This window comes from Cupriavidus sp. 05N39, assembly GCF_056397325.1.
In genome coordinates, this window is record NZ_JBFTNE010000005.1 from 68,021 (window position 1) to 94,577 (window position 26,557).

Consider the following 26,557-nt stretch of genomic DNA (forward strand, 5'->3'; position numbering starts at 1 on the left):
ATCGTCATATTTGCGATCGGACGGTCGCGGGGCGCTTGGCCCGGTACCAGGTCGCATACAAAGCGGGAAGGAAGACCAGCGTCAGCACCGTGGCAACGGCGAGCCCTCCCATGATTGCCCACGCCATTGGGCCCCAGAACACGGAGTGTGTAAGCGGCACCATCGCCAGAATTGCCGCCAAAGCAGTCAGCACGATCGGACGCAGCCGTCGCACCGCCGCCTCGACGATGGCCGTCCACAGTGCGACGCCCGCGCCCACGTCCTGATCGATCTGTACGACCAGGATCACCGAGTTGCGGATGATCATTCCAGCGAGGGCAATAACGCCCAACATGGCGACAAAACCGAATGGAATCTGGAACGCGGCCATGATCGCGCTGACACCGATCAGCCCGAGCGGCGCGGTCAGCAGGACCATCGCCATCTTCTTCATGTCCTGAAGTTGAATCATCAGCAGCAAGAGCACCGCGATAATCGTCACGGGCATCACCGCGAAAACAGAACGCTGGGCCTTCCCACTCGATTCGTAAGCGCCTCCGATCTCGATGCCATAGCCGAGCGGAAGCGCCTTTTCCAATGCCTCGATCTTCGGCTGTAGCGCACGCGTGACGTCAGGTGCCTGCGCCCCCGCGATGTCGGCACGAACGGTCAGCGTTGGCACGCGATTGCGCCTCCAGAGTTCGCTGTCCTCACTGTCAAGCGTGAGCCGGGCCACCTGCGAGACGGGCACAAATTTGCCGTCGCGCACATAGATCTTGGCGTCCTTCAGGTTGTTCAGGTCCGTGCGCTCCACCGCGACGAGGCGCGAGACCACGTCGACTCCCTGGTCCTCCTCACGGTACTGCGTGATTGGCGTGCCCGACAACGAGGCCTCGAGGGCTTCCTTGATCTGGCCTGAACTGATGCCCAGTGCACGCGCCTTATCCTGGTCCACGTCGACCTGCACGCGCTTGATACGTTCGCCCCAGTCCTGGTTGACCTGGCGCACGTGCGGCTCTTCGCGCATGATGTCCGCCACCTGCTGACCGATCGCACGAACCTTGACGTTGTCCTGCCCGTACACGCGGAACTGCACCGGGTATCCGACAGGCGGACCGTTCTCCAGTCGATTGACGCGGCCCCGCACATTCGGGAATCTTTCGTCGAACAGCTTCTCGAGCTTCTCCTTCGCCCGCTCCCGTGCCTCACCGCCCTTCGTCATCACCAGCATCTCGCCCAAGTTCAGATTGGGCGTCTGCACATCGAGCGGCAGGTAGAATCGTGGCGTACCGTTTCCAACGAAGCTGGTCACCGCCGCAATGTCCGGATCGCCCTTGAGCAGCCCTTCCAGCTTCTGGACCTCGCGCTGACTCGCCTCAAAGGTCGAGGCCTTCGGCATCCACAGGTCCACAATGAGTTCGGCCCGGTCAGACGCCGGAAAGAATTGCTGGGGTATCGCCTTGAACAGCACCAGTGCGCCTACGAATGCCGCGAGCGTGATGCCGAGTACCCACACGCGCTGCTTAAGGCAGAAGTCGATGAAGTGGCGGAACTTGACATAGAATCCGCGCTGGTAGACCGCATCCTCGTCATGCGACGCGTGCGCATGCTCCTTCAACAGCTTGAAACCGATATATGGCGTGAAGAGGACGGCCACGATCCACGACAACAACAGTGAAATGCCCACCACCTGGAACAGGGAGTACACATATTCGCCAGTGCCCGACTTCGCAAAGCCGACCGGAAGGAAGCCCGCCGCCGTGATCAACGTGCCGGTGAGCATCGGGAAGGCCGTGGCCGTGTAGGCGTATGTGGCGGCGCGGAACTTGTCCMAGCCCTGCTCGAGCTTCAACGACATCATTTCCACGGCAATAATGGCGTCGTCGACCAACAGTCCGAGCGCAATGATCAGCGCACCCAGCGAGATGCGCTGCAAGTCGATGCCCATCACGTACATCGCCAGGAATGTCATGGCCAGCACGAGCGGGATGCTGAGCGCGACGACCAGTCCCGTGCGCAAGCCGAGTGAGAGGAAGCTCACAACGAGCACAATGATCACCGCCTCGGCCAGACTCTTCTTGAACTCGAACACGGAGTGCTCAACGATATGTGGCTGGTCGCTTACGGCGTGGATCTGCACACCCACCGGCAAGTGGGACTCGATGCGTTTTACCGTTTCGTCCAGCTTTGTTCCAAGCCGGATCACGTCGCCGCCCTTGCGCATGCTCACCGCAAGTCCAATCGCCTCGTTGCCGTTGAAGCGCATCCTCGAGGTGGCAGGCTCCACAAAGCCACGACGGACGTCGGCGATATCGCCAAGGCGGAAGGTACGCTGGCCGGCACGGATGCCGATGGCGCGAATCCCTTCGACCGAGTCAAACTCGCCACTAACAGCGAGCCGCACTTGTTCCGCGGTGGTTTGCACTGTCCCGCCCGATGTCACGGCATTGGTTTGTTGGAGCGTCGACGCAATTAGTGCCGGGTCGATCCCCAGCGAAGCGAGCTTGGCGGTGGAGACTTCCACATAGATCTTCTGTTCCTGCTTGCCCACCAAGTCGACCTTGTTGACGTCGCCGACACGAAGAAACTCGTTACGCGCGGCATCCGCAATCCGTCTCAGATCGTCATAGTCGAATCCGTCACCAGTGATGGCATAGAGGTTACCGAAGGTGTCCCCGAACTCGTCATTGAAGAAAGGGCCCTGTGTGCCCTGTGGCAGGGTGTGCCGGATGTCGCCCATCTTCTTCCGAACCTGGTACCACACGTCCGGCACTGCACCTGGTGGTACGTCCTCGCGCAAGTTCACCTTGACCTGCGTTTCGCCCGGCTTCACATAAGTGGACGTATAGTCGATCTCCGCCACCTCTTGGAGCTTGCGCTCGATCTTGTCGGTGACCTGATCGGCCATCTGCTGCGCGGAACTTCCCGGCCAGTACGCCTGGACGACCATGGTCTTGATCGTGAACTCCGGGTCTTCCTTCTGGCCCAGGCTGCCATATGCCAGCACGCCGGCCACGGACAACAGCAACAGCAGGAACGCGATCATCTGCTGGTGCTTCAGTGCCCATTCGGACAGGTTGATGCCTTTCACTTCACACCCCCCGCCTTGGCGACAGCTACCGCMTCGGCCACCTTTACCTGCTGGCCAGGCTGCAACATATGCACGCCGGCACTCACCACGGTTTCTCCGCCCACCAGGCCCCCAACCACGATGACACTGTCGTTCTGCGCGGCGCCCAGCTTGACCTCACGCGCGATAACCCGAGACGTCTTCGGGTCAACCACCCACACCTGACGGCTGCGTTCATGATCGACAATGGCGGTCAACGGCACGCGGACAACGCCACTGCCGTCCACGTCGGGTGCGATGACAGACGCTGTCATGCCTAGACGCAGCAGCTCCGGATCCGCCTCCTGAATGGAGATTCGCGCCGAGTACGTCCGCGTGATACTGTCCGCGTCCGGAGCAAGCTCCCGGAGTTTGCCCGTCCAGGACTTGTCCGGATGCGCCCACACCGTAATCGTCAGCGTCGGCGCCTTACGCAGTTCGTCGACTCGCGACTCCGGAATACTGATGGAGACCTCGCGTTCACCGTCAGCCGCGACGGTTGCGATCGTCTGCCCGGCTGAGACCACTTGGCCGGCTTCCGCGTTGATCGCGCTGACCACGCCATCGCGGTCGGCCACGAGCGTGGTGAATCCGCGCATGTTGGCATTCAACTGCTGCCGCGCCAGTGCCGAACGCAGTTGTGCTTCCGCCTGGTTGAGCGCCAGCCGCTGCTGGTCCAACTCGGCTTGCGAGGCAAAGTTCTGCGCGAGCAGTTGCTCGGTACGCTTAACGTCCACCCGCGCCTGGGCTACCCGGCTCCGCGCCGCATCTGCCTCCGCTCCCGCCGCGGCCACCTGCAATGTTTCCTGCGTGGGATCGAGCTGGAACAACGGCTGACCGCGCTTGACATGACTGCCAACTTCCACCATCCGCGCGACGATCTTGCCGGCTGTGCGGAATCCCAACTGACTTTCGTAACGCGCACGAATCTCGCCTGAGTAGGTCGCGCTGACCGAGCCGGCGGCACGCCCGGCGATCACTGTCCGCACCGGCCTGACGTCCGTGTGTTCGGATGCTGGACCCGGTGTACAGGCGGCCAGCAGGTGCGCCGCGATGATGGTAAGAGCTGCCGCTCGATGGTTCCTGTTCAATTTCTGCCCTCCAATAAGGTCCTTCGCTCGCCTGCGAGTCATCAGCGGTCCACGCCACCGAGCCGCTCCACGGACTCGTGCTGGCATCAGCAACGGCAGGCCTGTTAGGGCTTTCGCCCTTTCCGATAGCCCGAAATATACATCATAATGACTTGTACGTCATGATGACGTACAATTTATTTTATGTGTGGAACGGGACGACTATGACGTACCGGATTCCACATGAGACGAATAAGGTGCGTGCGACCGCAAGATGTGGACGCGCAGAGACAAGCACTGGACGCGGAGTGATGTGATGGGCATAGACCGAAGGCGCAGGAAGTGCTGTGCGCGCGGCCATGTCGACTCATTGACCATGAGGAAAAAACAGATCAATGACCCCGATACAGAAGAGATTGGCAGCTGAAACAGAACCGTGGGAGACTCGCGACCACCGTCAGCGAGTTGCGGCAAAGCGGCGACAGCGTATGCGCTCGCTGTTGCTGAACAGTGCGATGCGCTTGATGGTAGAGAACGGCGCCACGACGCCTTCCATCGACGACATCATTTCGGCAGCACGGGTGTCACGTGGAACGTTCTACAAGTACTTTCCGTCGGCTGACGCGATCGTGCGGGAGCTTGTTGGGAATATTGCTGAACAATGGGTGCGGGCCGCGGACCCCATTGTGCGCGGCCATGACGACCCGGCCGAACACATCGCCAGGGGAATACGGCTGGCGTCGATACTTGCGATACGCCAGCCGGGTGTGGCTGGAATCCTTGGCCGGCTTGGCTGGGCTGGCTACCAGGCACCCAATATGCTGGAGTTCGTCCGCAGGGACATAGAGGAAGGTGTTCGACGCAATCGATTCAAGCGCATGCCGACCGCCCTGGGGTTCAATATCGTTGCCGGCGCGGCAATGAGCGCAATGCACCGCATGCTTGAAACCGAATGTCGCGAAGATTTTTCGGAGCTTGCCGCCGCCGTGGCATTGCGCGGCTTAGGCGTGGAGGAAGCGGCGGCTGATGCGATATCCAAGTCGCCGCTGGATGCGAGCGAAGTGCTATTCGATGGCTTGCTCGCCGAAGCGAGCGGCGAAGTGCCGTAGCGTTGGCTACGCTCGAAAGTTGGAGGGCTCGGCCATTTCGGCGAGCTTTTCCTGTGCCTTTTCGAGCAGTGATTCCGGCGGAGCGACCAGCATTGGCAAAGGCGCAGAGGTCAACTTTGTGGCACTCGATGCAGACACGCCGAGCGACCGCAACACCGCCCGGACTATCCGCTCGGGATAATCCTTGGTCGTTTTTCCCTGGGCCATACGGTGAACGGCGATCACCCCTGCGCCTGCCACCATGTCCAATGCAACATCGGCCGAAGCCTCGTCAAACGTGCCCGTCTTCAGGCCTTCCTTGATATCCGAGGGCAGGTACTCGTACACGGCACTCTTCTTGCCGACCAAGGTCAGGCCTGTGCCGGAAAGAAACTGCGCCACCACAGGATAGGATCGCGCAAGGTGCAGATACAAGCGAATACCCGTTGCAACACGCAACGCCGGGTCTTCGATATCGCCGACCACGCTCTCGATCATTTGCACCATGTCGTGACTGAGCGCTTCGCTGACAGCCGCCAGCAGATCGTCGTTAGTACGGAAGTAGTTGTAGAAGGAACCTTGTGAGACGCCAGCTGCCGCGATGACTTCCGGAATCACGCTGACTCCGATACCTCTTTGCGCAAAGACGATCATCGCGCTTTCAATGAGACGCATGCGCATCCGTGCACGCCGTTCGGCTGCAACGCGAGGGCGATGGTCTTTAAGATCAGGGGCGGCAGGCATCTTCAATTTGAGGACCTTATGTGATTGGATGATTATATCAATACACCGCTACAACGCCGACACCATGGCGTAGGCCACGTCCCGCCCTCCTTGATACGAACAAGCTCAGTGCCGTCCTCGGCTCGCACCGAGTGCGCAGCGTCTGCGCCGCGGCAACCAGCCGTTCGGCCGCGGCAAGGATGTCATGCGGCAGGCCATCGCGCATTTCGACTTCGCACACAACTTTCATGGACATCGTTCTGAGGAAAGAAGGAGCCTGCATGCAGCTGGAAACGGTGGGACAAGGAGGCGTTTTGCAGCAGACGTGCTCGTTGCAATCCTTATAAGATACTTATTGTCATGATGACATTCAAGTCATTTTGTAGCAGAATGCGGGAATCTCGAAAGATTCCGGTGCGCTCGAAGCACTGCTTGCCTCATGTAACGAGGCCGATAACCATCCCAGGACACGTCGTGCATCAGAACCACATCCCGCCGCCAGATCCACCACAGGCCATGCACCGGCTGGTTGCGTGCGAGCATTGCGACGCACTCCATATGCGCGTGACACTGCAACCGGGCGAACGTGCCACCTGCCTGCGCTGCGGCGGTGGGCTCTATCGCGACAGTTCGCTTACCTATCGCCGCCTGCTGCCGCTCGTGGTGACTGCTCTGATCCTGTTTCTGATCTCGAACGCGTACCCGATCGTCGCTATGGACCTCAAGGGCTCGCGCATGGAGACCACGCTATGGGGTTCCGTACAGGCACTCTACGCGGACGACATGTCGCCGGTGGCGATGCTCGTGTTCGCCACGACGATCCTGCTTCCGCTGGCCGAGTTACTCATGATGTGCTACCTGCTCGTGCCAATGGCGCAGCACCGCATGCCACCCGGGTTCGACCTCATCGTGCGCAGCATTCGCCAGACGCGGCCGTGGGGCATGATCGAAGTGTTCATGATCGGCGTGCTGGTCACGGTGGTGAAGCTGTCCACCATTGCGCAGGTGCTGCCTGGCGTCGCCCTCTGGTCGTTCGGTGCCCTTGTGGTCGTACTTGCCGCCATCTTGTCCTTCGATCCGCGCGAACTGTGGCATTACCTCGTTGTCCATGATGCAGATGACGTGCCACCCCGCTCACCGGGTGCCGCGTCATGACCACGCCTCAATCGCCAGACGCTACCGCCACTTCGCTCGGACTGCTGTCGTGCCACGCCTGCGACGGGCTCAGTCCGATGACGCTCGAGGCCGAACCGTGTCCGCGCTGCGGCGCCGTACTGCATCATCGCAAGCCGGCAAGCGTGGCGCGCGCCTGGGCCTTCCTGCTGGCCGCCTACCTCCTGTATATCCCGGCCAATCTGCTTCCGGTGATGGTGACGCAATCGATTTTCGGCACGCAGCGCGACACCATCATGTCCGGCGTGATCTATCTGTGGCTGTCCGGCTCGCACATGCTGGCCCTCGTGGTGCTGATCGCCAGCGTTGTCGTCCCGCTGCTCAAGATGATGATCCTGACATTGCTGCTGATATCGGTGCGCCGCAGATCGACCTGGCGCATCCGAGAACAGACCCGGCTCTACGCGCTGGTCGAKGTCGTCGGCCGGTGGTCCATGCTCGACATCTTCGTCGTGGCACTCCTGGCCGCGCTGGTGCAGGTCGGGGCACTGGCCACAATTACGCCCGGGGGCGGGGCCCTGGCCTTTGCCTCGGTTGTCGTACTGACCATGCTCGCGTCACTGAGCTTTGATCCCCGTCTGCTGTGGGATGCGCTTGAGACGTCGCCTCCTCTCATCGAATTTCCGCACTCCGACCATGCCCGAACACACTAATCATCCCCCACATCAGGGTGTACCGCAGCCCGGGCGCGCCCCTCGCGCGCGTTGGCTACCCTCGCTCGTCTGGCTGATCCCCATCGTTGCGGCGGTAGTCGGGCTTTCCTTGTTGATCAACACGCTAGCATCGCGCGGGCCCGAGATCACCATCACGTTTCGCACCGCCGAAGGCCTGACGCCGGGCAAGACTCCCGTCCGCTACAAGGACGTCAATATCGGATTGGTCAAGACGGCACGGCTGGCAGCGGACCGTTCGCATGTGATCGCGACGATCGCGTTGACCAAGGATGCGGAGACCTTCGCCGTGGCCGACACACGCTTCTGGGTGGTACGGCCACGCTTTGCAACCAGCGGTGTGTCGGGGCTCGAGACGCTGCTATCGGGCGCATATATCGGCGTGGATGCCGGCAAGTCAGGCGAGACGACGCGCAGCTTCACCGGGCTCGAAGTCCCGCCGACTGTCACTGCCGACGCCTCTGGTAGGCAGTTCGTGCTGCGTGCGCAGGACCTGGGCTCGCTCGACATCGGCTCACCGGTCTACTATCGTCGCGTGCAGGTCGGCCATGTCGTAGCGTATCAACTCGAGCCGAACGGCCACGACATCACGCTGCGGGTCTTCGTCAACAAGCCCTATGACAAGCTCGTCTCCGCCGATACGCGCTTCTGGCATGCCAGCGGCGTCGACCTCAAGCTTGACGCGAACGGGCTGAAGTTGTCCACGCAGTCGCTGGTCACCGTGATGCTTGGCGGCCTGGCTTTCCAGGCGCCGGAGCACTCGACTGCGCACGCCACGGCCGCCGAGAACACAGAGTTCCTGCTTGCGGCGGACCAATCGGAAGCCATGAAGGAGCCGGAGGAACTCGCGCCCGCACTGGCAGTGCTCAACTTCGATCAGTCCGTGCGCGGCCTGTCTCCAGGTGCGCCAGTCGATTTCCGCGGTGTGACCGTCGGGCAAGTGCGCTCGATCGGTATCGAATACCAGCGTGACAAGAAGGCCTTCCGCATGCCCGTGGTGGTGGAACTCTATCCGTCTCGCATGGGGCTGCACGAGAAAGACGTGGCTGACGACGCGCGCAAGCTCGCCATCGTGCATAGCCTGATACAGCGCGGCATGCGTGCGCAGTTGCGCACCGGCAACCTGCTGACCGGCCAGCTCTATGTGGCACTCGATTTCTTTCCGAAGGCACCTCTGCCGGCTGATCTGGACCTGAACGGGTCGCTGCCTGAGTTCCCCACCACGCCGGGCACCTTCGACGAGCTGCAAGCCAAGCTTGGCGACATTGTGACCAAGATCGGCAAGGTGCCGTTCGACCAGATCGGGCAGGACGCGCGCACGGCGATGGTGTCTATGAACAAAATGCTCGTCAACGCTGACAAGCTCGTGGCACAGGTCAATGGCGATGTGGCACCAGAAGTGCTCGCCGCGCTGAAGGATGTGCGCCGCACGCTCGCCACGGCCAATGGCGCGCTGGCGCCCGACGCATCGCTGCAACAGGATACGCGTCGGATGATGCAGGAACTCACGCAAACGGCGGTCTCGCTGCGCACGCTGACCGATTATCTCGAGCGGCATCCCGAAGCGCTACTGCAAGGCAAGAGGGAAGAGAAATGATGAAACGTCTGACGATGCTCTTTACACTGGCCGCCGCGGCCACGAACATGATGAACGGCTGCGCGTCGCCCGAGGCGCGCTACTACACGCTGGCAGCCAGTCGCTCCAACGCCGCGCCGGCCGTGACAGGGCGAGCCAGCCGTAGCGGCGACCCGTTATGGATCGAGGTCACGCCGGTGCGCGTGCCCGAGCGGCTGAACCGCATTCAGCTGGTGGTGCGTGACGGCACCAGCGGGGGGGTGAAGCTGTTCGACACATCGCGCTGGACGTCCCCATTACCCGACGAGCTACGCGATGCGCTGTCGCAGCAACTGCAATCGACTCTTGACGCGGTGGATGTCTACCGGCACGGCCTGTCGGCGGCGCAGCCGGCCTTCCGGGTAACGACCGAGGTGGTAAGCCTCGACGCCAATGTCGGCAAGTGGGCAGCGGCGACCATCGCCTGGACCGTGCGGCGACTGCCGGACGGCAAGTTTCTGAGCGGCCGCACCGAAACAGAGGTGCCCGCGCCCGGGCAGGTGGAGGGCGTGGTGAATGCGTATCGGGAGATCCTGGCGGCAACCGCGGCCGATATAGCAGTGGGCGTGCAGTCGCTTAATCGCTAAATATGCATCATGCATCACCTTTAGCGATGTGGCGCGGCGACCAACCCGGCATATCGCACCGACTAGGTGTGCGCGACATAGCCAGATTTGCGAGGGGCATCGCCCGACCAAGGGCGTGGCCAGGCGTTCTAGCTCGCGTTTCAACTAGTTCAACAGACAAATCAATCCTACGGCCACCGCGCCACATCTCGACCCTTTCCGATTCCAGCCGAACAGGCGTGGACGCCTGCTCGCTAAGGGCCGGTCCCGTTCTTCTAGTGCATACTCCTATGATCTGAATGTTAGGCAATTAGAATGACGGACGATCGAACGACGGGGATTGAGCGGCCGGAGCTGTCGGCTGAACGGGGCGTTGCGCAATATCAGCGGCTGGCTTCGGTGCTGAGGTACCGGATCGCAAAAGGCGAGTATCCGCTCGGCATGCTGCTGCCGCCGATCACGCAGCTCGCGGCTGACCTGGGCGTGGCCGTCGTTACCGTTCGGCAGTCGTATGAGCTGCTTTCCAAAGAAGGGCTGATTCGTAGCCAGCGAGGCATCGGGACCCACGTGGCGGCCCTGCCCGCCGCCACGGGCGACCTCGAACTGGCGATCAACGATCCGTTCGCCGCGCCTGAGGCGCTCGCCTTTGACGTACTCGAAGTCCGGCGCCACACCAGGGTGCCGCAGGAACTGCTCGGACCGGGCGAACAGTCGAACGGCGAATACGTCTGCGTCCGCAAGCTGCATACCTATTCCGGCGAGCCGTTCTGCTACGCGGAGATCTATGTGTTGACCCCGGTCTTCGAATCCTTGCCCCAGGACACCGCCAAGAACAAAAAACTACTCGCTGCGGTGCTCGATGAATTGGGCTCGCGGAGCAAACGTGTGCGACAACGCATGACCGTGATGCCGGCGGATTTTCCACTGTGCGACATGCTGAAGATCCCGTTCGCCTCACCCGTCGCGAAGATGTCGCGGTGTCTTCTTGATAGCAAAGGCAGCGTGCTGTACGCAGGCGTCACTTGGTATCGGGGTGACCGCTACGTCTCAGAGATCGACATCCCCGCCTCCGCATTGAAAACGGTACCCGCCATCACCGAACCCCAACGGCGGGCAGCTAGCGAGCGCAAGCAAGGCTGAAGGCCCTCCTCGTTCAGCCTCCAGGGTAAACAAGAGGCAGAGAAAACTTTCCGCAGCCTCTAAACTTCCAACATTAGAATGTTAGGATATGCAGTGACATGTAGATCCAGCAGCGCGCTGGTTCTACGCCGTCGTGAGGTCCGAAGGCAAGCGGGCTCACGACTCCATGGGATGACACGCGGAACCGTTGGCACCCACGGCTGGCACCGACCACGTTGTGCGCTGTGTGGTGAACGAGTTCGGCCAATTCGGTATTCGCGCCAATTCGATCTCGCCGGGCATCACTCGCACGTCGATGCCGGGTGACGCCCTGAACATCCCCAAGATATTGCAGGCCTTCGAGGCCTGCTTTCCGCTCGGACGTATTGRCACTGTGGACGACGTCGCCGAAGCGGCGCTGTAGCTGGCAAGCGACGCCTGCTTTCGTCCGGCGGCCGCAGGCACCTCCAAACGATACGGCTTTCTGATTATCGAAATCAAGTGAAAGGAAAGGGCATGAGCAACTTCACATTAACATCGCCTGAATTCAAGGATCAGGATCCATTGCAACTGGTGCATGAGTTCGATGGCTACGACGGCACCGGCCAGAACCGTTCGCCCGCGCTGCAATGGCGGGGCGCGCCGGAAGGCACCAAGAGTTTCGCGCTGACGCTGTACGACCCGGACGCGCCCACCGGCAGTGGCTTCTGGCACTGGATCCTGTTCGACATCAATTCGTCCGTCACCCAGCTCGCCGCAGGCCCGCGCTCCAGCGACGGCACTGACCTGGGCGCCAGTGGTACCCAGGCCGCCAACGACTACGGCGCCATCGGCTACGGCGGCCCCTGCCCGCCCAAGAGCTTGCCCGCGCACCGCTACATCTTCACCGTGCACGCCCTGGGCGTGCCCAAGCTGGGGTTGCCGGCCAACCCGACCAACGCTGTGGTGCGCTTCTTCATCCACCAGAACACGCTCGCCACGGCCACCCTGACCGGCCTCTACAAACGCTAGCTGTCGCGGCGTGCGTAGTCGACGGCAGAGGCAAATGCTGTACGCCGGCGTTATCTGGTATCGGGGTGACGGCTACATCTCAGAGATCGTCATCCCCGCGTCCGCATTGAAAACGGTACCCGCCATCATCGAACCCCGACGGCGGGCAGCTAGCGGGCTGCAAGCAAGGCTAAAGGCCCTTATTCAGTCAGTCCCTAGGGTAAACAAGGGGCAGAAAAAACCTTCCTCAGCGCCTAAACTTCCAACATTAGAACTTTAGGAGTATACAGTGACATGCAGGCCCGGCAGCGGTTAGCCAGGCTTCACCTTTTGCGCTGGACGCTTCTATTCCTCCGGCGCGTTGCCGGCGCCGCTCTGAGTTTGCCGCCGGTCCGGCGTGCCTCTTCTGCCTCATCAAAGGACACTTTCCGTCCACTGTTTCACCTCCTCTAACAAACGGAGACAACTCATGAATGCAAGAATTCTCGCGCAGCCCACCACGTCTACCGGCGCCCTCCTGCCGCTGCCCGCCCTGCCGCAGGACAAGCTCCTGACCGTCAACATCGAGCAGATCCCGCTGATCAAGGATGTCTTTCCGGGCATCCACATCAAGCCGCTGCGCCTGGACCCGGAGCGCGGAGAGTGGGTCTTCATGGCCATAGTGGAACCCGGTTGTTCCCTGCCGATTCACTACCACACCGGAACGGCGCAGGTGTGGACGATCCAGGGCTGCTGGAAGTATCGCGAGTACCCCGACCAGCCGCAGACGGCGGGCTCCTACCTGTACGAGCCCGGCGGCTCGGTGCACACCTTCTACACCCCCGAGGACAACACCGAGGACACGATCACCATCGCCTGGATCGAAGGCGCGCAAGTGAGCTTCAACGAGGACGGCACGTTCCACTCGCTCAATGACGCGCTTTCGATCCAGTACGCGATCCACGCTCTCGCGGCGGCGCGCGGCATCGGACCGGTGCCCTACGTCCGCGGCAACGGCGCCGACGTTGTCAAGGAATAAAAAGCGACTTACACCATGGCAGGCCGCTCGTCGGCCTGCGCGGTGCCGTTCCTCTGCTCCTTATAGACCAGCGTGTACGACACCGATCAGATCAATCAGTGACGATCCATCAATCCGCGAGATTGAGAGAGTGCAACATGAGAATGATCAAAGCCCAGAGGATGCCGATACTGCCGATGCTGATGTTCCTCGTGTTGCTGGCGACGCCGCTAGCCGCAAGAGCCTGGGAACGCGGCAAGGTTGAGACATTCGCCACTTTGCCCTCGGGGGAGGCGCATCCAGAGGGGATCGCCGTGGACCGCGAAGGCAACGTCTACGTCGTCACGGTGGCGGTGGAAAAACCCAGGACGAGCGAGGGTGCGCTTCTTGTGTTCGACCCGCAGGGCAAGCACCTGCGCACTGTCAGCATCAAGGGCTCGAGCCGATTGTTGCTTGACCTCGGCTTCCATCCTCGCACGGGCCAGTTGCTCGTCGTCGACTACAAGGGCGCGAAGGTCCTGAGCGTCGATCCCAGAACGGGGGCCTCGTCCGTATTCATGACGGTCACCGGCAAGAACCCCGGCCTCGACGGATTGACGTTCGACCCCGCCGGAAACGTCTACGTGACCGACGCCCACCAGGGCATCATCTGGAAGGTCGGACCCGACGGCGGCGAAGCATCGGCATGGGTCACCAGCGCGCTGCTGAAACCCACGCGGATCCCACCGACCATCGGCGCCAATGGCTTGGCGTTCAACAACAAGAATACAGCCTTGTTCGTCGCCAATACGGCGAACGACATCGTTGTCAAGATACCGCTGACAGGCTCGACGCTTGAGCCGGGCACGCCTGAAGTCTTCGTCAACCGGGTCGGCGGCGGACCCGACGGTGTGAAGATCGATGAGCACGACAACCTCTGGATCGCGTGCAACCAGTCCAACGAGATTCTCGTGCTCGAGCCGACGCAGGGCCGGGTGATTGCCAAGCTCGGCGACTTCGGCGGTATCGATCGCGAGGGGGCACCCAAAGGCTTTCTCTGGTCGAACAGCCTCGTCTTCCATGGCGGCGACGTTCTTGTCACCAACCTCTCGCTCGATATCGAGACGTCCCTTCCGCTGCTCAGTGACGAGCTTGGCCTGGCGCATCTCGTGGGCAAGAATCTGCGCACCATCGATGGTCCCTGGGCGCAAAGGGTGAAGATCCACACAATCTCGAAAATCAAGAAGCGGATACCAGAACTCGACGGCGGGCCCCAGTAGACCATCGGCCAGATGTCTCCCCCGTCAGCCAGCGCGCGGCACTTGACCTACCTTCCGCCTATTCGATAGGTCGACTTATAGAACGATGTGCTCGGCTGCCGGTTCAACACCGGCCAGGCAGGGAACGGCGGCCTCGGGGCCAGCCGTCATACATTGACCCACCGAGATGAGATGGATATGAAGAAAGACGAGACAACGGGGCCGCTGGCCGGCGTGAAAGTGGTTGACATCACGTCAGTATTCATGGGGCCCTCTGCTACCCAGATGCTGGCCGACCTGGGCGCCGACGTGATCAAGGTCGAGTCTCCGACCGGAGATAGTACGCGCGGCATAGGTCCTTGCGGCGATGAAAAGCTGGGGCCGCTCTTCCTGGGCCTGAACCGCAACAAGCGCAGCATCGTACTTGACCTGAAGGCGCCCGAGGGGCGCGAGGCCCTGCTTTGCCTGGTACGGGATGCTGACGTGCTGGCCTACAACGTGCGCCCACAGGCCATGCAGCGGCTGGGGCTGGACTATGAAACGCTATCGGCCATCAATCCGCGCCTGGTCTATGTCGGCATGTTCGGCTTTTCGCAGCGCGGACGCTACGCGCCCCAGGCTGCCTTCGATGATCTGATCCAGGCCGCAACCGGCCTGCCGCAGGCCGTTTCGCTGGGCAGCGGCGACAGTCCTCGATATCTGCCAATCACCATCGCGGATCGCTCGGTGGGGCTCTATGCTTTCGGCGTGATCTGTGCCGCCCTGTATTCGCGGAGGAGCACCGGCAAGGGCCAGCGCGTTGATGTCCCCATGTTCGAGACCATGGTTCCCTATGTGATGGGAGACCACCTGTATGGCGAGACCTTCGTTCCGGCAAAGGGCGGCTTCGGCTATCCGCGCCTGCTCTCGCCCGAGCGGCGCCCATACAAGACGAGGGACGGACATGTCTGCTGCCTGATCTATCACGATCATCATTGGCGCGCCTTCCTCCAGGTCATTGGCAAGCCGGAGTTGTACGACACCGATCCGCGCTTCGCCAACATGAACACCCGCACCGCCAACATCACCGAATTGTATGCGATGGTCAGCGACGAAATGGCCAAGCGCACCACCGAGGAATGGCGCACCCTGCTAAAGGAGGCCGATGTTCCGGTCTTCCCGATGCACACGTTCGAGTCACTGCTGGACGATCCCCATTTGCGGGATATCGGTTTCTTCAGCGAATCGGACCACCCAGCCGTCGGGCGTATCCGGGAGATGGCGGTGCCCAGCGAATGGCATGGCACCCCACCGACAAGCCGCCGCCATGCACCCGGCCTGGGTGAGCACAGCCGTGAGGTACTGCGTGAGGCCGGCTACGACGAGGCCTCCATCGATACGCTGTTCGCGTCAGGCATCTCCAGGGATGGGTCAAAAGCGCAACGAACCGAAGGAGAAGCTCCCCATGAATGATGAACTGCTGTGCGAGGTCCGGGACGCAGCACTCTACCTGACCATCAACCGGCCGGAGCGCCGCAATGCCATCACGCCGGGGGTGCTGCAGGGACTTCGCGAGGGCATCCTGCGCGCCGATCGCGATGCCGACATCCGCGCTGTGGTCATTACGGGAACGGGCGAACAGGCATTCTGTGCCGGCGCCGATCTGCAGACCGGTAAATCGTTCACGTTCGAATACGCGGATCCCTACCAAGGGATGGCCGACCTGTTCCGCTGCGCCAGGCAGTCAACAGTGCCGCTGATCGCGCGGGTCAACGGGGCCTGCATGGCGGGTGGCATGGGACTGATGGCGATGTGCGACCTGGCGGTCGCGAGCGAAGGCGCCTTCTTCGGCCTGCCGGAGGTCAATGTGGGCCTGTTTCCGGCGCAGGTCCTGAGCGTGCTGCAGCATCTGCTGCCACGTCGCAGGCTCACCGAACTCTGTCTGTGCGGCGAGCCGATTTCGGCGAGGGAAGCGCTGGCCGCCGGACTGGTCAACTACGTCAGCGACGATCTCGACGCGGAGATGGACCGTTTGCTGGCCCGCATGCTGAACAAATCGCCCGCCGCCATCCGTCGCGGGCTGTACACGCTCAAGCATATGGAAACCATGTCGTTCGAGCAATCCATGGCGTTCACGGAAAGCCAGATAGGGCTGTTTGCACTGACCGAAGACGCGCGCGAAGGCCAGTTGGCATTCCGCGAGAAGCGCCAGCCGATGTGGACTGGCAGATAGGGAGATAAGCATGAACACGAAAAGGGTACGCATTGGCGGTGCTTCGGGCTTCTGGGGCGACAGCAGCGTCGGCGCGCCACAGCTTGTGCGGCACGGCGATATCGATTACCTGGTGTTTGACTATCTGGCCGAACTGACCATGTCGATTCTGGCCGCTGCCCGATTGCGCAAGCCGGAACTGGGTTACGCCACCGACTTCGTGACGGTGACAATGAAGGCCCTGATCGGAGAGATAGCCGCACGCGGGATCCGCGTGGTCAGCAACGCCGGCGGCATGAACCCGCACGGGTGTGCGCAGGCCATTGCCGCTCTGGCGGCGGAACAGGGCCTGACGCTGCGCATTGCCGTGGTGGAAGGCGATGACGTGATGCCCCTGCTCCCACAGCTGCGCGAAGCCGGTGTGCAAGACATGCAGCAAGGCCGCCCCTTGCCAGAGCACGTGGTCAGCGCCAATGCCTATCTGGGCGCGTTGCCGATCAGGCAGGCGCTGGACCAGGGGGCCCAGATCGTCATCACCGGACGCTGCGTGGACAGTGCCGTGACACTCGGGGTGCTGATGCACGAGTTCGGCTGGCGTGCGGACGACTATGATTGCCTGGCCCAAGGCAGTCTGGCCGGCCACATCATCGAGTGTGGGTGCCAGGCAACGGGCGGCTTGCATACCGACTGGGAAAGCGTCCCGGACTGGCACGACATCGGCTACCCGGTGGTCGAGTGCCATGCCGACGGCACCTTCGTTGTCGGCAAGCCCCCCGCCACCGGGGGACTGGTCAATACCGCCACGGTCGGCGAGCAGGTGCTGTACGAGATCGGCGACCCGGCCACCTACCTGCTGCCAGACGTCACCTGCGATTTCACGCAGGTAACCCTTCGGCAGGCCGCACCGGACCAGGTGGAAGTAAGCGGCGCACGCGGGCGGGCCCCGAGCAATGCCTACAAGGTCTGTGCCACTTATGTCGACGGCTTTCGCTGCAACGCGCAGCTTTCCATCGTCGGCGTCGACGCGGTCGCCAAGGCGGAACGCACGGCTGAGGCGATCCTTGCCCGCACGCGCAAGCTTTTCGGGGAGAACGGGTGGGGGGACTACAGTCGCACCCGGATCGAGGTGCTGGGAGCAGAGTCCTGCTTTGGGCCACATGCTGCCGTCCGGCACACCCGCGAGGCGGTGATGCGGCTGGCGGTCATGCATCCCGAGAAGGCGGCGCTGGAACTGTTCGCGCGGGAAATTGCAGCGGCGGGGACCAGTTGGGCGCCGGGCACCACGGGCTCGACGGGTGGGCGTTCCAGTCCCTCGCCATCGATCCGCCAGTATGCATTCCTGCTCGACAAGAGCGCCCTGATCCCGGCGGTGGTGATGGACGGCGCACGCAGCGGCGTCACCGTTCCTTCGGGCAGCCCGGCGGCATCGGTCGCGCCCGCGGCACCTGCAGTCGCTGAACAAACGGGCGCCGGCCCTGCGGAACACGATACCGTCGAAGTTCCGCTGATACGGCTCGCCTATGGCCGTAGCGGCGACAAGGGGGATACCTCGAACATCGGGCTGATCGCCCGCCGGCCGGCGTACCTGCCCGTGCTCCGGGCCGAAGTGACGGTGGCGCGCGTGGCGGACTGGCTTGGGTACCTGGTGAAGGGGCCGGTGACATGCTACGACCTGCCCGGCTTCGACGCCATGAACTTTGTCTGCGAGTCGGCGCTGGATGGCGGCGGCATGGCCTCGCTGCGGAATGATCCGCTCGGCAAGGGCATGGCGCAGATCCTGCTCACCATGCCGGTAAGCGTGCCGCGGGGGCTGTTGTCATGACGAGGAATGCGCCCAACGCAGCTGCCAACGAGAGTATCATCCTCGCCGACGACGGCACTGGCGGCGTGACGCGATATCGCCAGCTGGCCAGCGTCATCCGACACAAGATCGTTTCGGGGGAGTACCCGGTGGGCATGCAGCTGCCAACCGTGGACAGCCTAGCGCAAACCCACGGGATCGCCAAGGTCACCGTGCGCCAGGCCTTTGCCGCGCTGACGGAAGAGGGACTGGTCAGCAGCCAGCGCGGTCGTGGCACGCACGTCATCAAGCAGCCACCAGAACCCGGACAAGGGCTGCGCTCCGCCATCAATGACGAATCGGCCCATGGCAGCGAGTTGGAAATCCGCATCCTGGAAATGCGCGAGGGCGTGGCCTTGCGGCCGGGCCTGGTCCGGCGTGGCACGCCGCTGGACAGCTATGTAATGGTGCGCAAAATGCATATACATGGCGGGACGCCATTCTGCCTGATCGAGATGTATGTAGCCTCGTCGGTCTTTGCCCGCTTTCCCCGCGGTGCCGAAAAGCACCACAAGCTTGGTCATCTGCTGCGCCAGGTCGAAGGTGACCGCCTTGGCATGATGCAGCAGACCATGACGGTTGAGCCGGCCGACTATATCCTGGCACGCGATCTCGCCTATGGCTTCGGGGCGCCAATCGCCAGGATCATCCGATCGACGCTGGACGTCGACGGCAATGTGCTCCTGGCAGGGCAGTTCTGGTATCGCGGCGACCGTTTCATCCTGGATGTGGAGATGCCAGCCAAGCTGACCGAGCACTACCCGGCGCTGGCCATCCCTGACAGCCGCCGCTGAGCGCAACAGACCTTCACCATTCGAACAAGGAGACATCGGAATGACATCATCCTATGTACGGAGGGCCACCGACGTGGCCGCGTACGCGCCGGCCAACCACACGGGAACGGCAAACCAGCGCATCATCGGCAAGGAGACTGTCGGCGCGCGCCGGCTCGAGGTCCTGCTGGGCACGATTTCCCGGGGCCACGGCGCGTTGCCGCACGCACACCCGGACCTCGAACAGGCGTCGTTCCTGCTCGCCGGCGAGGGTATCGGCGAACTACCCGGTAAGCAGCGCATCTTGCGCGCAGGGGACTGGAGCTTCAACGCGGCTGGCGTCTTCCATCGCTTCGAGGTCATCAGCGACGAACCGGTGCAGGTGATGGTGGTCTACGCTCCGCCATATAGCGAAAACCCGAACGCAGCAGTGACCGCGAGCGGCCCGGACGACCCGCGCCTTCAGGCCGGTGCCGCCGATGTCCGCGACGTTCCAACCAGCACCGAAGCGATCGCGCTGGCGCACTACCGTGCCGCGCTCGTCAGGCCGGTCATCACACGCCAGACCGTCGATTCCCGGTATCTCGACATCTACATGGTCGACCTTGATCCAGATGGCGGCGCCGAGCCGCACAGGCTTGGCGAGACCGAGCAGGTGCTCTTCGTGCGCAGCGGCACGCTCCATGGGCGCATCGAAGGGGAGCGCTTCGCCGCCGGGACTGGGGAGTGGGTCTACGTTCCCGACGGTGCGGAGCTCAGCCTCGAATCGGCGGACGAGATGCGCGAGCTGATTGTCATTCGCGCACACGATCCGCTGACCTGACGCAAGCTCGGCCAAGTGAATCAATCAGATCCCAAGATGCGGGAGGAGACAAGATGATCCAGCGATTTCCCCGGCGACGCGTGCTCGCCCTGCTGTTCGGACTAGCCGCTGCTTGCGCGGCGTCGCAGCTGGTGTGGGCAGCTGGCCTGAACGAGTATCCGGACAAACCGATCCGTGTGGTGGTGCCGTTCCCTGCAGGCAGTGGCACGGACAACACCGCGCGCTACATCGCGCGAAACGTCACCGCCCAGACCGGCCAGTCCGTGGTCGTGGAAAACCGCCCCGGTGCCAACGGGTTCATCGCGGCCACGGCGGTCGCGAGAGCGCCCGGAGATGGCTACACGATGCTCATCACGACAAATACCACCCACGCGGCCAATGCGTCCCTGTTCAGGAAGCTGCCCTATGATCCCATCAAGGACTACGCGCCGGTGTCGTTGATCGCCAAGAGCGGATTGGTCTTGGTGGTGCCATTCGACAGCCCCGTGCAGAAGGTGGCCGATCTGACCACGCTGGCGAAAAGCCGGCAAGGCAAGATGACCTTCGCCAGCGGCAGTTCCTCCACCCGGGTCGCCAGTGAGCTCTACAAGATCATGAGCGGCGCACCGGCACTGCATGTGCCCTACAAGGGCGTGCCGCAGGCCCTGACCGACTTGATGGGCCACCAGGTCGACTTCATGATTTCCGACATCAATCCAGCCCTGCCCCTGATCCAGAACGGCAAGCTGCGCGCAGTCGCCGTGACCACGTCCAGGCGCCATCCCCTGCTCGACAATGTCCCGACCATGGCGGAAAGCGGCCTGCCGGGGTACGAGATGACGGCTTGGGTTGCTGCCTTCTTCCCTGCCACTACGCCAAAACCGGTCATCGCGCGTATGAGTCAGCTGATTCTGCAGGGGCTGACCAGCCCGGCGGCTACCGAACACTTCAGCCAGACTGGAGGCCAACCCTCCCCATCGACGCCAGAAGAGTTGGCGGCGTTCGTGCGCAGCGAAACCGCGAAATGGGCTGAGGTGATCAAAGCCGCCGGCATCCAGCCGGAATAGCCCGCACCTTCGGCGGCCCGAGAATACTCGGCCGGACAGTCCGGGCAGTGCTGGTATTGCATGGACCAGGACTTCGAAGGTGACCCGATCCAACTGATTGGCACTTGTCACGACCAGCGCCAGGGGAACACCGCGCCAATCTGCGACCGTATCGGACGCCTCACCAAGCGCCTGAGCACCTGCAGCGATCCGAAGGGCCAGCCACGTGTCGTCGGCAAACGCCTCCGCGAGCCTGGTCAGACTGCTTACGTCAGCTCTTCCAACAGTACTTTGGCATCTTGCCAGTCGACGGTATCGAACCCCTCGGTGAATGTGCCATGAATACCGGCCAGGATCGAGCGCGCAGCATCCGTCTTGCCGCAGCGTTGCCATAACCGGGCCACGCTCAGCGCGCCTTTCAGCTCGACTGACCTGGCTCCCTGGTCATGAGCAGTGGCAATAGCCGCCTGAAAACATGCTTCGGCTTCTTTGGCCCTGATGGACGAGCCGGCTTTGTCGCCGGACAACATCAGAATCAGTTCCCCCTTGAGCCGAAGCAGAACCGGCTCAGCGAACCGCTCGCCCGTGTTCTTCACCAGAGCCAGCGCCTCACTCAGCACAGCAAGCCCTGCCTCGGCTTGCCCTGCCTTTTCATAAGCGTTGGCGAGCAGTCCCAGAAGCCTCGGCCGACCCAGTGTCGCTCCGGTGGCTTCGTGGGCGCGGAGGCCTTGTTGTATTTGCGCGATGCCCTCCTCATGACTACCCTGCTCGGCCAGCGCCCAGCCGCGCAGGATCGTTCCCCAACCCAGATAGAGGGGGAACCCCTGGTCGCTTGAAAGCGCGATGGCGGCGTCTGCGTACTCCCGCGCCAGTTGCACATCGCGCCGGTACTGGTGCAATTCGGCCGCGAAGATCAGGCACAAGGCAAGGCCGAACGGATCAGAGGACTTTCTGGCCAGCGCCAGCACTTCCTCGCTGCGCGCACGCGACTGGTCCGGCAAGCCCAGAAACCAGAGCGTCCAGCTTAGCGTGCTCCCGATATGAAGGGCGAGGTTCGGCGCATAACGTAGAAGTTTGCTGTATGTTTTCCGATCGGGGCGGTGCAGTGCCAGCGCCTGCTCCATGTGGGTCCGGGCCATCCTGATCTCGCCCAGACGGAACAAGGTGGCGCCGAGAATGCGGTGCGCCTCCGCGAGCTGTTCCGGATCTTGTTTATCCTGCGCGAGACCGAGCAGCCGCTGCGCCAAGGCGTGTGCAGTACTGAGTTGCGCACGCAATAGATAAAACGACCACAGTCCTAACTGCGCCGAGAAGATCTGCGGTATTTCCCCGCCCTGTTCGCACAAGGCCAATGCACGCGTGTAGGTCTCCTCCACCTCTGGCGCACCATAGCCTCGAGCGGCCATCCAGGCAGGACCGAGGGTCAGCAGCAGGGTGAGTTCCTCGCGTGCGCGTTCGGGGGTGTCTGCCAAGGACTTGAGCAGTTCGAGGGCTGCACTGAGATGATGAATCGCTTCAAGCTGTGCTGAACGCTGCAAGGCTTGCTGGCCCGCCAGATGCAGGTATTCGATGGCCTTCGGCACATTGCCACTCTTGCTGTAATGGTGAGCCAGTTCGCTGCAATAGTCCTTCAGCCGGCCTGGAAACAGTGTCTCGATGGCCCGGGCCGTGCGTTCATGCAGCACACTGCGCTGAGCGGTCAGCAGGGAGTTAGCGGCCACCTCCTGGGTAAGCGCGTGTTTGAACGCGTATTCCACTTCCGGGAAAGCGGGACGCTCGTAAATGAAATCGCCGGCCTGGAGGTCACCCAGAAGCGGGCGCAGTTCCTCTTCCGGTTGCGCTGTGACATGCTGGATCAGACTTAAGGGAAACTCTTTGCCGATGATCGCAAGGGTCTGCAGCAAGTCCTTCTGGGCGACGGGGAGCCGGTCGATACGGGCGGCGAGCACGCCCTGCACGGTCGTCGGAATATGAAATGACAAAGGGGCGTTCTCGATCCGGTAGCTGCCGGGCTGACCAAGCAAGACGCTCTCCTCGGCCAGCGTCTTGACGACTTCCTCAATAAAGAACGGGTTGCCCTCCGTCTTCGCCAGGATAAGCAGCTTCAGGGGCACGAGCGAGGGATGGTCTCCCAGCAGGGCCGTGAGCAGGCCCTGTGCCTCCGCTTGCCCCAGCGGTTCCAGTTGCAATTGGGTGTAGTAAAGTTTCCCGCCCCAATCATGCACGTATTCCGGACGGTAGTTGACGAGCAGAAGCAGCCTGGTACGCTGCACATGCTCGATGAGGATATTGAGAAAGGCCTCGGTCTCGCTGTCCAGCCATTGCAAGTCTTCGAAGAAGACCATCAGCGGCTGATTCTGGCTCTCACGCACCAGTAGCCGTGCAATGGCTTCGAAGGTGCGGTGGCGCCGGATGGTGGCATCCATCTTGGGCAGCGCCGAGCCCGCTTCGCTGATACCGAGCAGGTAAAGCAGATAGGGCAGATGGTCCTCCAGTGTGCGATCCAGGGTCAGCAACCTGCCGGTGACTTTCTCGCGATACAGCCGTTCGTCATCTTGCGCGGTGATCTGAAAATAGTTTCTCAACAGGTCGATCAAAGGCAGATAGGGAAAGGCCTTGCCATGCGAAACCGAGAAGGTTTCGAGCACCATGCAGCCCCGCTGCGAGCGCGCCTTGAATTCGTGGTACAGACGCGACTTGCCGACACCCGCCTCGCCCACCACCCCGACGATCTGCCCTCGCCCAGCCCTGGCCGACTCCGACGCCTCCTGCAAGCGCTCCAATTCGGCCTGGCGGCCGACAAACCGCGCCAGACCGCGATGGGCCGCCACTTGCAGGCGCGTGCGCATGGCGCCGAGGCCGAGCACCTCATAGACCGCAAGCGGGTCCCGAATGCCCTTTACGTGGGTGGTCCCGAGGCCCTTGAACGCGAAGTACCCCTCGGTCAGCTTATGGGTCGACTCGCTAACGAGGATCGACGACGGTGTTGCGACGCCTTCCATCCGGGAGGCGATATGGATCGTGTGCCCCACCGGGTCGTAGTCCGCGCGCAAGTCATCCTTGCGGATCGAGCGCACCACCACTTCGCCGGTATGGATGCCAACCCGGATCTGCAGCGGGACCCCCTGCTCCAGACGGTACCGGTCACCATGGCGGCGCATCACTTCCTGCATGCGCAGCGCCGCGTACAACGCCCGCAAGGGGTGGTCCTCGTGGGCAATCGGCGCGCCAAACAGCGCCAGGATGCCGTCGCCCAGGCATTTGGCAACGTATCCCTCGTAGTGATGCACGGCCTCCATCATCAGCGCGATCACGGGGTCGATCAGCCCGCGTGCCTCTTCGGGGTCCAGGTCCTGGATCAAGGCGGTCGAGCCGGCCATGTCCGCAAACAGCGCCGTAATGGTCTTGCGTTCGCCGGCAGCCTGTCCCCTGGCCTCCATCGCGGCTTGCTCGGCGAGGATGCGTTCGGCGAGATGGGGCGGCGTGTAAAGAACCGGTGCGGGGACAGCGGGCGTTGGCACTGCGGCAGCGACTGGCGTTGCGGCCAGCTCCATCATGGGCGCGCCGCAAGAACCGCAGAACTTTGCTGTGGGGCTGGACTCATGGCCGCATTGCGGGCAGATCTGCGCAAGCCTTTGCCCGCACTCCTCGCAGAATTTTCCTCCCGCGGGGTTCTCGAACCCGCATTTTGTGCAGCGCATATCGCCCTCTGACAGCCTTCGCCTGCCACGAACTCATTAGAAGCGTAATGACCGCCCGTCGCAAGATATAGGTTATCGAAAATGCCACTCACCATACGGCTTATCGTATTCAGCTGATCGTTGCTCACATGGACTTTGGGCCGCGATTCGGCTTACCCAGCCCGTGTTGGATAGCGCGCATCACAGTTCAAACCGGCTTTGTATTCGATGAAGTGCTGGCTGCCCCACAGAATCCGTCCTCGCGGCGSGGGGCCGGGGGCCACGGCCCCGCGCCGACGATCGCGTATCCAAGTCCTCAACCCGGCTCTTTCGGTGTGTCGCTTACCCGACTCAAATGCGCACCGGTACGGTGCTGAACCGGGAGACACCCTGGGCCGCAGCCATTTCGGTCGCCAGTGCTCCGGGCGATGCGGCTCGTATGGCAGCCGGCATGCAATCCCTTGGCCGGTCGACGCGAAACGCGCCGCACCTTGCGCACGGCGGGGCGCTGCGACCGCCCCCCCTGTCGCACTCCCTAGGTGTTAACGAGCTATTTGTCATTATGACAAATATACTATTATCACGTCTATGCACGACGTCGATTGCCCCCGCATTCCGACGTCGCAAGCGCCGTGGCGCCTCCTTGGCAGCACCTGCATGCATGGTGCTGATCCAAAATAATCTCAAACGGACCGCTCAGCGGTTGGAGACCTCATGCCCAAATCGACTGTCATGCTCCGCCAGCCGGAGTCTCACCCGGAGAGCCGGCTGCCACCTGGCGTGCAACGGCTCACTCGCCCAAAGCCGCTCGGTAGAGCAGTGGAACTGGCGTTCCTTCGCTGGGAAAAGAAAGACCTGCCGGCGACTGAACGCTTCTGGCGCGATTTCGGCATGCATCTGGTCAGCGTTTCGCCTGACCGGATCACGGCCCGTGGCGTCGGGACGGCCCCTTGCATTGCGGTGGCCGAACGTTCGGCGGCGAGCCGCTTCGTTGGGCCCGCCTTTCGTATGTCGGACGATACCGACTTGAATCGGTACATCGATCGCATTGGCGCCACGTGGTTGTCCGAACAGCAGATTCCCGGAGGCGGGCGCGGTGTCGAGCTATTCGATCCTTCCGGGCGCAGCGTCTGGCTCGTGCAAGGCCAGCAGCGTGTCGAAGCTCTGCCCATGCGCCCGCCCATGACATTGACCAACACGGGGCAACATGCGCCGCGAGTCAACCGCACTGTTCGCACCCCGATTGAGCCGGCCAGTATTGTCCGGCTGGGTCATGTTGTCTTTCAAACCGTGGACTTTGCCGCCATGGCGGCGTGGTACATGACCGTACTTGGTGTCATTCCGACCGATGTGCAGTACCTCGCGGATGGCAGCCCCAACCTGGCCTTCTGCCGGCTCGACCTTGGCCAGGCGCCAGCTGACCACCACACCCTCGTACTGGTGGGTGGCATCGAAGAGAAATACGAGCACAGCGCGTACGAAGTCATCGATCTCGATGCGCTCGGGCAAGGTCAACAGGTGCTGCGTGCGCAAGGCCATTCGCACATGTGGGGCATCGGGCGGCACTTGCTGGGAAGCCAGCTGTTCGACTACTGGCGCGACCCGGACGGCTTCGAGCTGGAGCACTACACCGATGGCGACCTGTTCACCGCGGATTTCGAAACCGCTTACTCGCCGCTTGATTTCGGCGGCATCTGGGCTTGGGGTGCCGACGCACCAGCCTCCATGAAGCCAAGAAAGACTTTGCGCAATGTGCTGAAGGTGCTGAGGCTGGTACAGCGAAAGGCAATTGCGCCGGCGCGGCTCAAGCTGATCGAAACAGCGCTGGGTGCACCCGCCAGGCCCTGGCTTTAGAACTAAGCAATTCCCTAGGAAGTGTCATGTCTC

At 62.4% G+C, this 26,557-nt stretch carries 21 protein-coding genes; 17 read left to right on the forward strand and 4 right to left on the reverse strand.

Annotated elements, in window-relative coordinates; translation table 11 throughout:
• Nucleotides 1-4: 4 nt before the first annotated feature.
• Nucleotides 5-3,070, reverse strand: coding sequence for an efflux RND transporter permease subunit (locus AC1DN0_RS04180; RefSeq protein WP_477145559.1), 3,066 nt, complete (start codon nucleotides 3,068-3,070; stop codon nucleotides 5-7).
• Entirely contained in the window at nucleotides 3,067-4,179 is a 1,113-nt protein-coding gene (locus AC1DN0_RS04185; protein ID WP_477145560.1) for an efflux RND transporter periplasmic adaptor subunit, read from the reverse strand. Before AC1DN0_RS04185 ends, AC1DN0_RS04180 begins: the two co-directional genes overlap by 4 nt.
• 467 nt (nucleotides 4,180-4,646) lie before the next feature.
• On the opposite strand from AC1DN0_RS04185, the gene AC1DN0_RS04190 reads away from it, so the two are divergent.
• Nucleotides 4,647-5,267, forward strand: coding sequence for a TetR/AcrR family transcriptional regulator (locus AC1DN0_RS04190; RefSeq protein WP_441630857.1), 621 nt, complete (start codon nucleotides 4,647-4,649; stop codon nucleotides 5,265-5,267).
• 6 nt (nucleotides 5,268-5,273) lie between these two features.
• On the opposite strand, the gene AC1DN0_RS04195 is transcribed toward AC1DN0_RS04190, so the two are convergent.
• On the reverse strand, nucleotides 5,274-5,921 hold the full coding sequence (locus AC1DN0_RS04195) for a TetR/AcrR family transcriptional regulator (protein ID WP_441630855.1): 648 nt from the start codon (nucleotides 5,919-5,921) through the stop codon (nucleotides 5,274-5,276).
• Between the two features lie 564 nt (nucleotides 5,922-6,485).
• On the opposite strand from AC1DN0_RS04195, the gene AC1DN0_RS04200 reads away from it, so the two are divergent.
• From AC1DN0_RS04200 to AC1DN0_RS04270, 15 genes are all read left to right on the forward strand, one after another.
• Nucleotides 6,486-7,124 (forward strand): paraquat-inducible protein A, encoded by a 639-nt coding sequence (locus AC1DN0_RS04200; RefSeq protein WP_441630889.1) that lies wholly within the window; start codon nucleotides 6,486-6,488, stop codon nucleotides 7,122-7,124.
• Entirely contained in the window at nucleotides 7,121-7,795 is a 675-nt protein-coding gene (locus tag AC1DN0_RS04205; RefSeq protein WP_477145561.1) for a paraquat-inducible protein A, read from the forward strand. The genes AC1DN0_RS04200 and AC1DN0_RS04205 overlap by 4 nt, the downstream gene beginning before the upstream one ends.
• Nucleotides 7,779-9,410: a PqiB family protein gene (locus AC1DN0_RS04210; RefSeq protein ID WP_441630851.1), complete on the forward strand. Its 1,632-nt coding sequence runs from the start codon at nucleotides 7,779-7,781 to the stop codon at nucleotides 9,408-9,410. Before AC1DN0_RS04205 ends, AC1DN0_RS04210 begins: the two co-directional genes overlap by 17 nt.
• A complete protein-coding gene (locus AC1DN0_RS04215; protein WP_441630849.1) occupies nucleotides 9,407-10,015 on the forward strand; it encodes a PqiC family protein in 609 nt (202 codons plus the stop codon). The genes AC1DN0_RS04210 and AC1DN0_RS04215 overlap by 4 nt, the downstream gene beginning before the upstream one ends.
• Before the next feature lie 294 nt (nucleotides 10,016-10,309).
• The gene (locus AC1DN0_RS04220) at nucleotides 10,310-11,134 is read left to right on the forward strand and encodes a GntR family transcriptional regulator (protein ID WP_441630847.1); all 825 of its coding nucleotides are present in this window, start codon (nucleotides 10,310-10,312) and stop codon (nucleotides 11,132-11,134) included.
• Between the two features lie 187 nt (nucleotides 11,135-11,321).
• Entirely contained in the window at nucleotides 11,322-11,537 is a 216-nt protein-coding gene (locus AC1DN0_RS04225) for an SDR family oxidoreductase (RefSeq protein ID WP_477145562.1), read from the forward strand.
• Nucleotides 11,538-11,629: 92 nt separating this feature from the next.
• The gene (locus tag AC1DN0_RS04230) at nucleotides 11,630-12,124 is read left to right on the forward strand and encodes a YbhB/YbcL family Raf kinase inhibitor-like protein (RefSeq protein ID WP_441630843.1); all 495 of its coding nucleotides are present in this window, start codon (nucleotides 11,630-11,632) and stop codon (nucleotides 12,122-12,124) included.
• A gap of 448 nt (nucleotides 12,125-12,572) precedes the next feature.
• Nucleotides 12,573-13,121 carry a 2,4'-dihydroxyacetophenone dioxygenase family protein gene (locus tag AC1DN0_RS04235; RefSeq protein ID WP_045238266.1) on the forward strand — a complete coding sequence of 183 codons (549 nt, stop codon included), beginning with the start codon at nucleotides 12,573-12,575 and terminating at the stop codon, nucleotides 13,119-13,121.
• Nucleotides 13,122-13,264: 143 nt separating this feature from the next.
• Nucleotides 13,265-14,359 carry an SMP-30/gluconolactonase/LRE family protein gene (locus tag AC1DN0_RS04240; protein ID WP_441630840.1) on the forward strand — a complete coding sequence of 365 codons (1,095 nt, stop codon included), beginning with the start codon at nucleotides 13,265-13,267 and terminating at the stop codon, nucleotides 14,357-14,359.
• Nucleotides 14,360-14,536: 177 nt separating this feature from the next.
• Nucleotides 14,537-15,790, forward strand: coding sequence for a CaiB/BaiF CoA transferase family protein (locus AC1DN0_RS04245; protein WP_441630887.1), 1,254 nt, complete (start codon nucleotides 14,537-14,539; stop codon nucleotides 15,788-15,790).
• Nucleotides 15,783-16,550 carry an enoyl-CoA hydratase/isomerase family protein gene (locus tag AC1DN0_RS04250; protein WP_477143421.1) on the forward strand — a complete coding sequence of 256 codons (768 nt, stop codon included), beginning with the start codon at nucleotides 15,783-15,785 and terminating at the stop codon, nucleotides 16,548-16,550. The genes AC1DN0_RS04245 and AC1DN0_RS04250 overlap by 8 nt, the downstream gene beginning before the upstream one ends.
• A gap of 10 nt (nucleotides 16,551-16,560) precedes the next feature.
• Nucleotides 16,561-18,351, forward strand: a complete 1,791-nt coding sequence (locus tag AC1DN0_RS04255; protein WP_441630836.1) for an acyclic terpene utilization AtuA family protein — start codon at nucleotides 16,561-16,563, stop codon at nucleotides 18,349-18,351.
• Nucleotides 18,348-19,163, forward strand: coding sequence for a GntR family transcriptional regulator (locus AC1DN0_RS04260; RefSeq protein ID WP_441630834.1), 816 nt, complete (start codon nucleotides 18,348-18,350; stop codon nucleotides 19,161-19,163). Before AC1DN0_RS04255 ends, AC1DN0_RS04260 begins: the two co-directional genes overlap by 4 nt.
• Before the next feature lie 40 nt (nucleotides 19,164-19,203).
• A complete protein-coding gene (locus AC1DN0_RS04265; protein ID WP_441630832.1) occupies nucleotides 19,204-19,965 on the forward strand; it encodes a cupin domain-containing protein in 762 nt (253 codons plus the stop codon).
• A gap of 53 nt (nucleotides 19,966-20,018) precedes the next feature.
• On the forward strand, nucleotides 20,019-21,011 hold the full coding sequence (locus AC1DN0_RS04270) for a Bug family tripartite tricarboxylate transporter substrate binding protein (protein ID WP_441630830.1): 993 nt from the start codon (nucleotides 20,019-20,021) through the stop codon (nucleotides 21,009-21,011).
• Between the two features lie 245 nt (nucleotides 21,012-21,256).
• Here AC1DN0_RS04270 and AC1DN0_RS04275 read toward each other — a convergent pair whose 3' ends face one another.
• Nucleotides 21,257-24,691, reverse strand: a complete 3,435-nt coding sequence (locus tag AC1DN0_RS04275; protein WP_441630828.1) for an adenylate/guanylate cyclase domain-containing protein — start codon at nucleotides 24,689-24,691, stop codon at nucleotides 21,257-21,259.
• 693 nt (nucleotides 24,692-25,384) lie between these two features.
• Here AC1DN0_RS04275 and AC1DN0_RS04280 point away from each other — a divergent pair.
• Nucleotides 25,385-26,524, forward strand: a complete 1,140-nt coding sequence (locus AC1DN0_RS04280; RefSeq protein WP_441630826.1) for a VOC family protein — start codon at nucleotides 25,385-25,387, stop codon at nucleotides 26,522-26,524.
• Nucleotides 26,525-26,557 lie beyond the last annotated feature (33 nt).

Bases quoted from the DNA above. Each gene is read 5' to 3' on its own strand.
- AC1DN0_RS04190 (WP_441630857.1), top strand. From the start codon at position 4,647: ATGCGCTCGCTGTTGCTGAACAGTGCGATGCGCTTGATGGTAGAGAAC.
- AC1DN0_RS04195 (WP_441630855.1), bottom strand. From the start codon at position 5,921: ATGCGTCTCATTGAAAGCGCGATGATCGTCTTTGCGCAAAGAGGTATC.
- AC1DN0_RS04200 (WP_441630889.1), top strand. From the start codon at position 6,486: ATGCACCGGCTGGTTGCGTGCGAGCATTGCGACGCACTCCATATGCGC.
- AC1DN0_RS04210 (WP_441630851.1), top strand. From the start codon at position 7,779: ATGCCCGAACACACTAATCATCCCCCACATCAGGGTGTACCGCAGCCC.
- AC1DN0_RS04215 (WP_441630849.1), top strand. From the start codon at position 9,407: ATGATGAAACGTCTGACGATGCTCTTTACACTGGCCGCCGCGGCCACG.
- AC1DN0_RS04220 (WP_441630847.1), top strand. From the start codon at position 10,310: ATGACGGACGATCGAACGACGGGGATTGAGCGGCCGGAGCTGTCGGCT.
- AC1DN0_RS04230 (WP_441630843.1), top strand. From the start codon at position 11,630: ATGAGCAACTTCACATTAACATCGCCTGAATTCAAGGATCAGGATCCA.
- AC1DN0_RS04235 (WP_045238266.1), top strand. From the start codon at position 12,573: ATGAATGCAAGAATTCTCGCGCAGCCCACCACGTCTACCGGCGCCCTC.
- AC1DN0_RS04240 (WP_441630840.1), top strand. From the start codon at position 13,265: ATGATCAAAGCCCAGAGGATGCCGATACTGCCGATGCTGATGTTCCTC.
- AC1DN0_RS04245 (WP_441630887.1), top strand. From the start codon at position 14,537: ATGAAGAAAGACGAGACAACGGGGCCGCTGGCCGGCGTGAAAGTGGTT.
- AC1DN0_RS04250 (WP_477143421.1), top strand. From the start codon at position 15,783: ATGAATGATGAACTGCTGTGCGAGGTCCGGGACGCAGCACTCTACCTG.
- AC1DN0_RS04255 (WP_441630836.1), top strand. From the start codon at position 16,561: ATGAACACGAAAAGGGTACGCATTGGCGGTGCTTCGGGCTTCTGGGGC.
- AC1DN0_RS04260 (WP_441630834.1), top strand. From the start codon at position 18,348: ATGACGAGGAATGCGCCCAACGCAGCTGCCAACGAGAGTATCATCCTC.
- AC1DN0_RS04265 (WP_441630832.1), top strand. From the start codon at position 19,204: ATGACATCATCCTATGTACGGAGGGCCACCGACGTGGCCGCGTACGCG.
- AC1DN0_RS04270 (WP_441630830.1), top strand. From the start codon at position 20,019: ATGATCCAGCGATTTCCCCGGCGACGCGTGCTCGCCCTGCTGTTCGGA.
- AC1DN0_RS04275 (WP_441630828.1), bottom strand. From the start codon at position 24,691: ATGCGCTGCACAAAATGCGGGTTCGAGAACCCCGCGGGAGGAAAATTC.
- AC1DN0_RS04280 (WP_441630826.1), top strand. From the start codon at position 25,385: ATGCCCAAATCGACTGTCATGCTCCGCCAGCCGGAGTCTCACCCGGAG.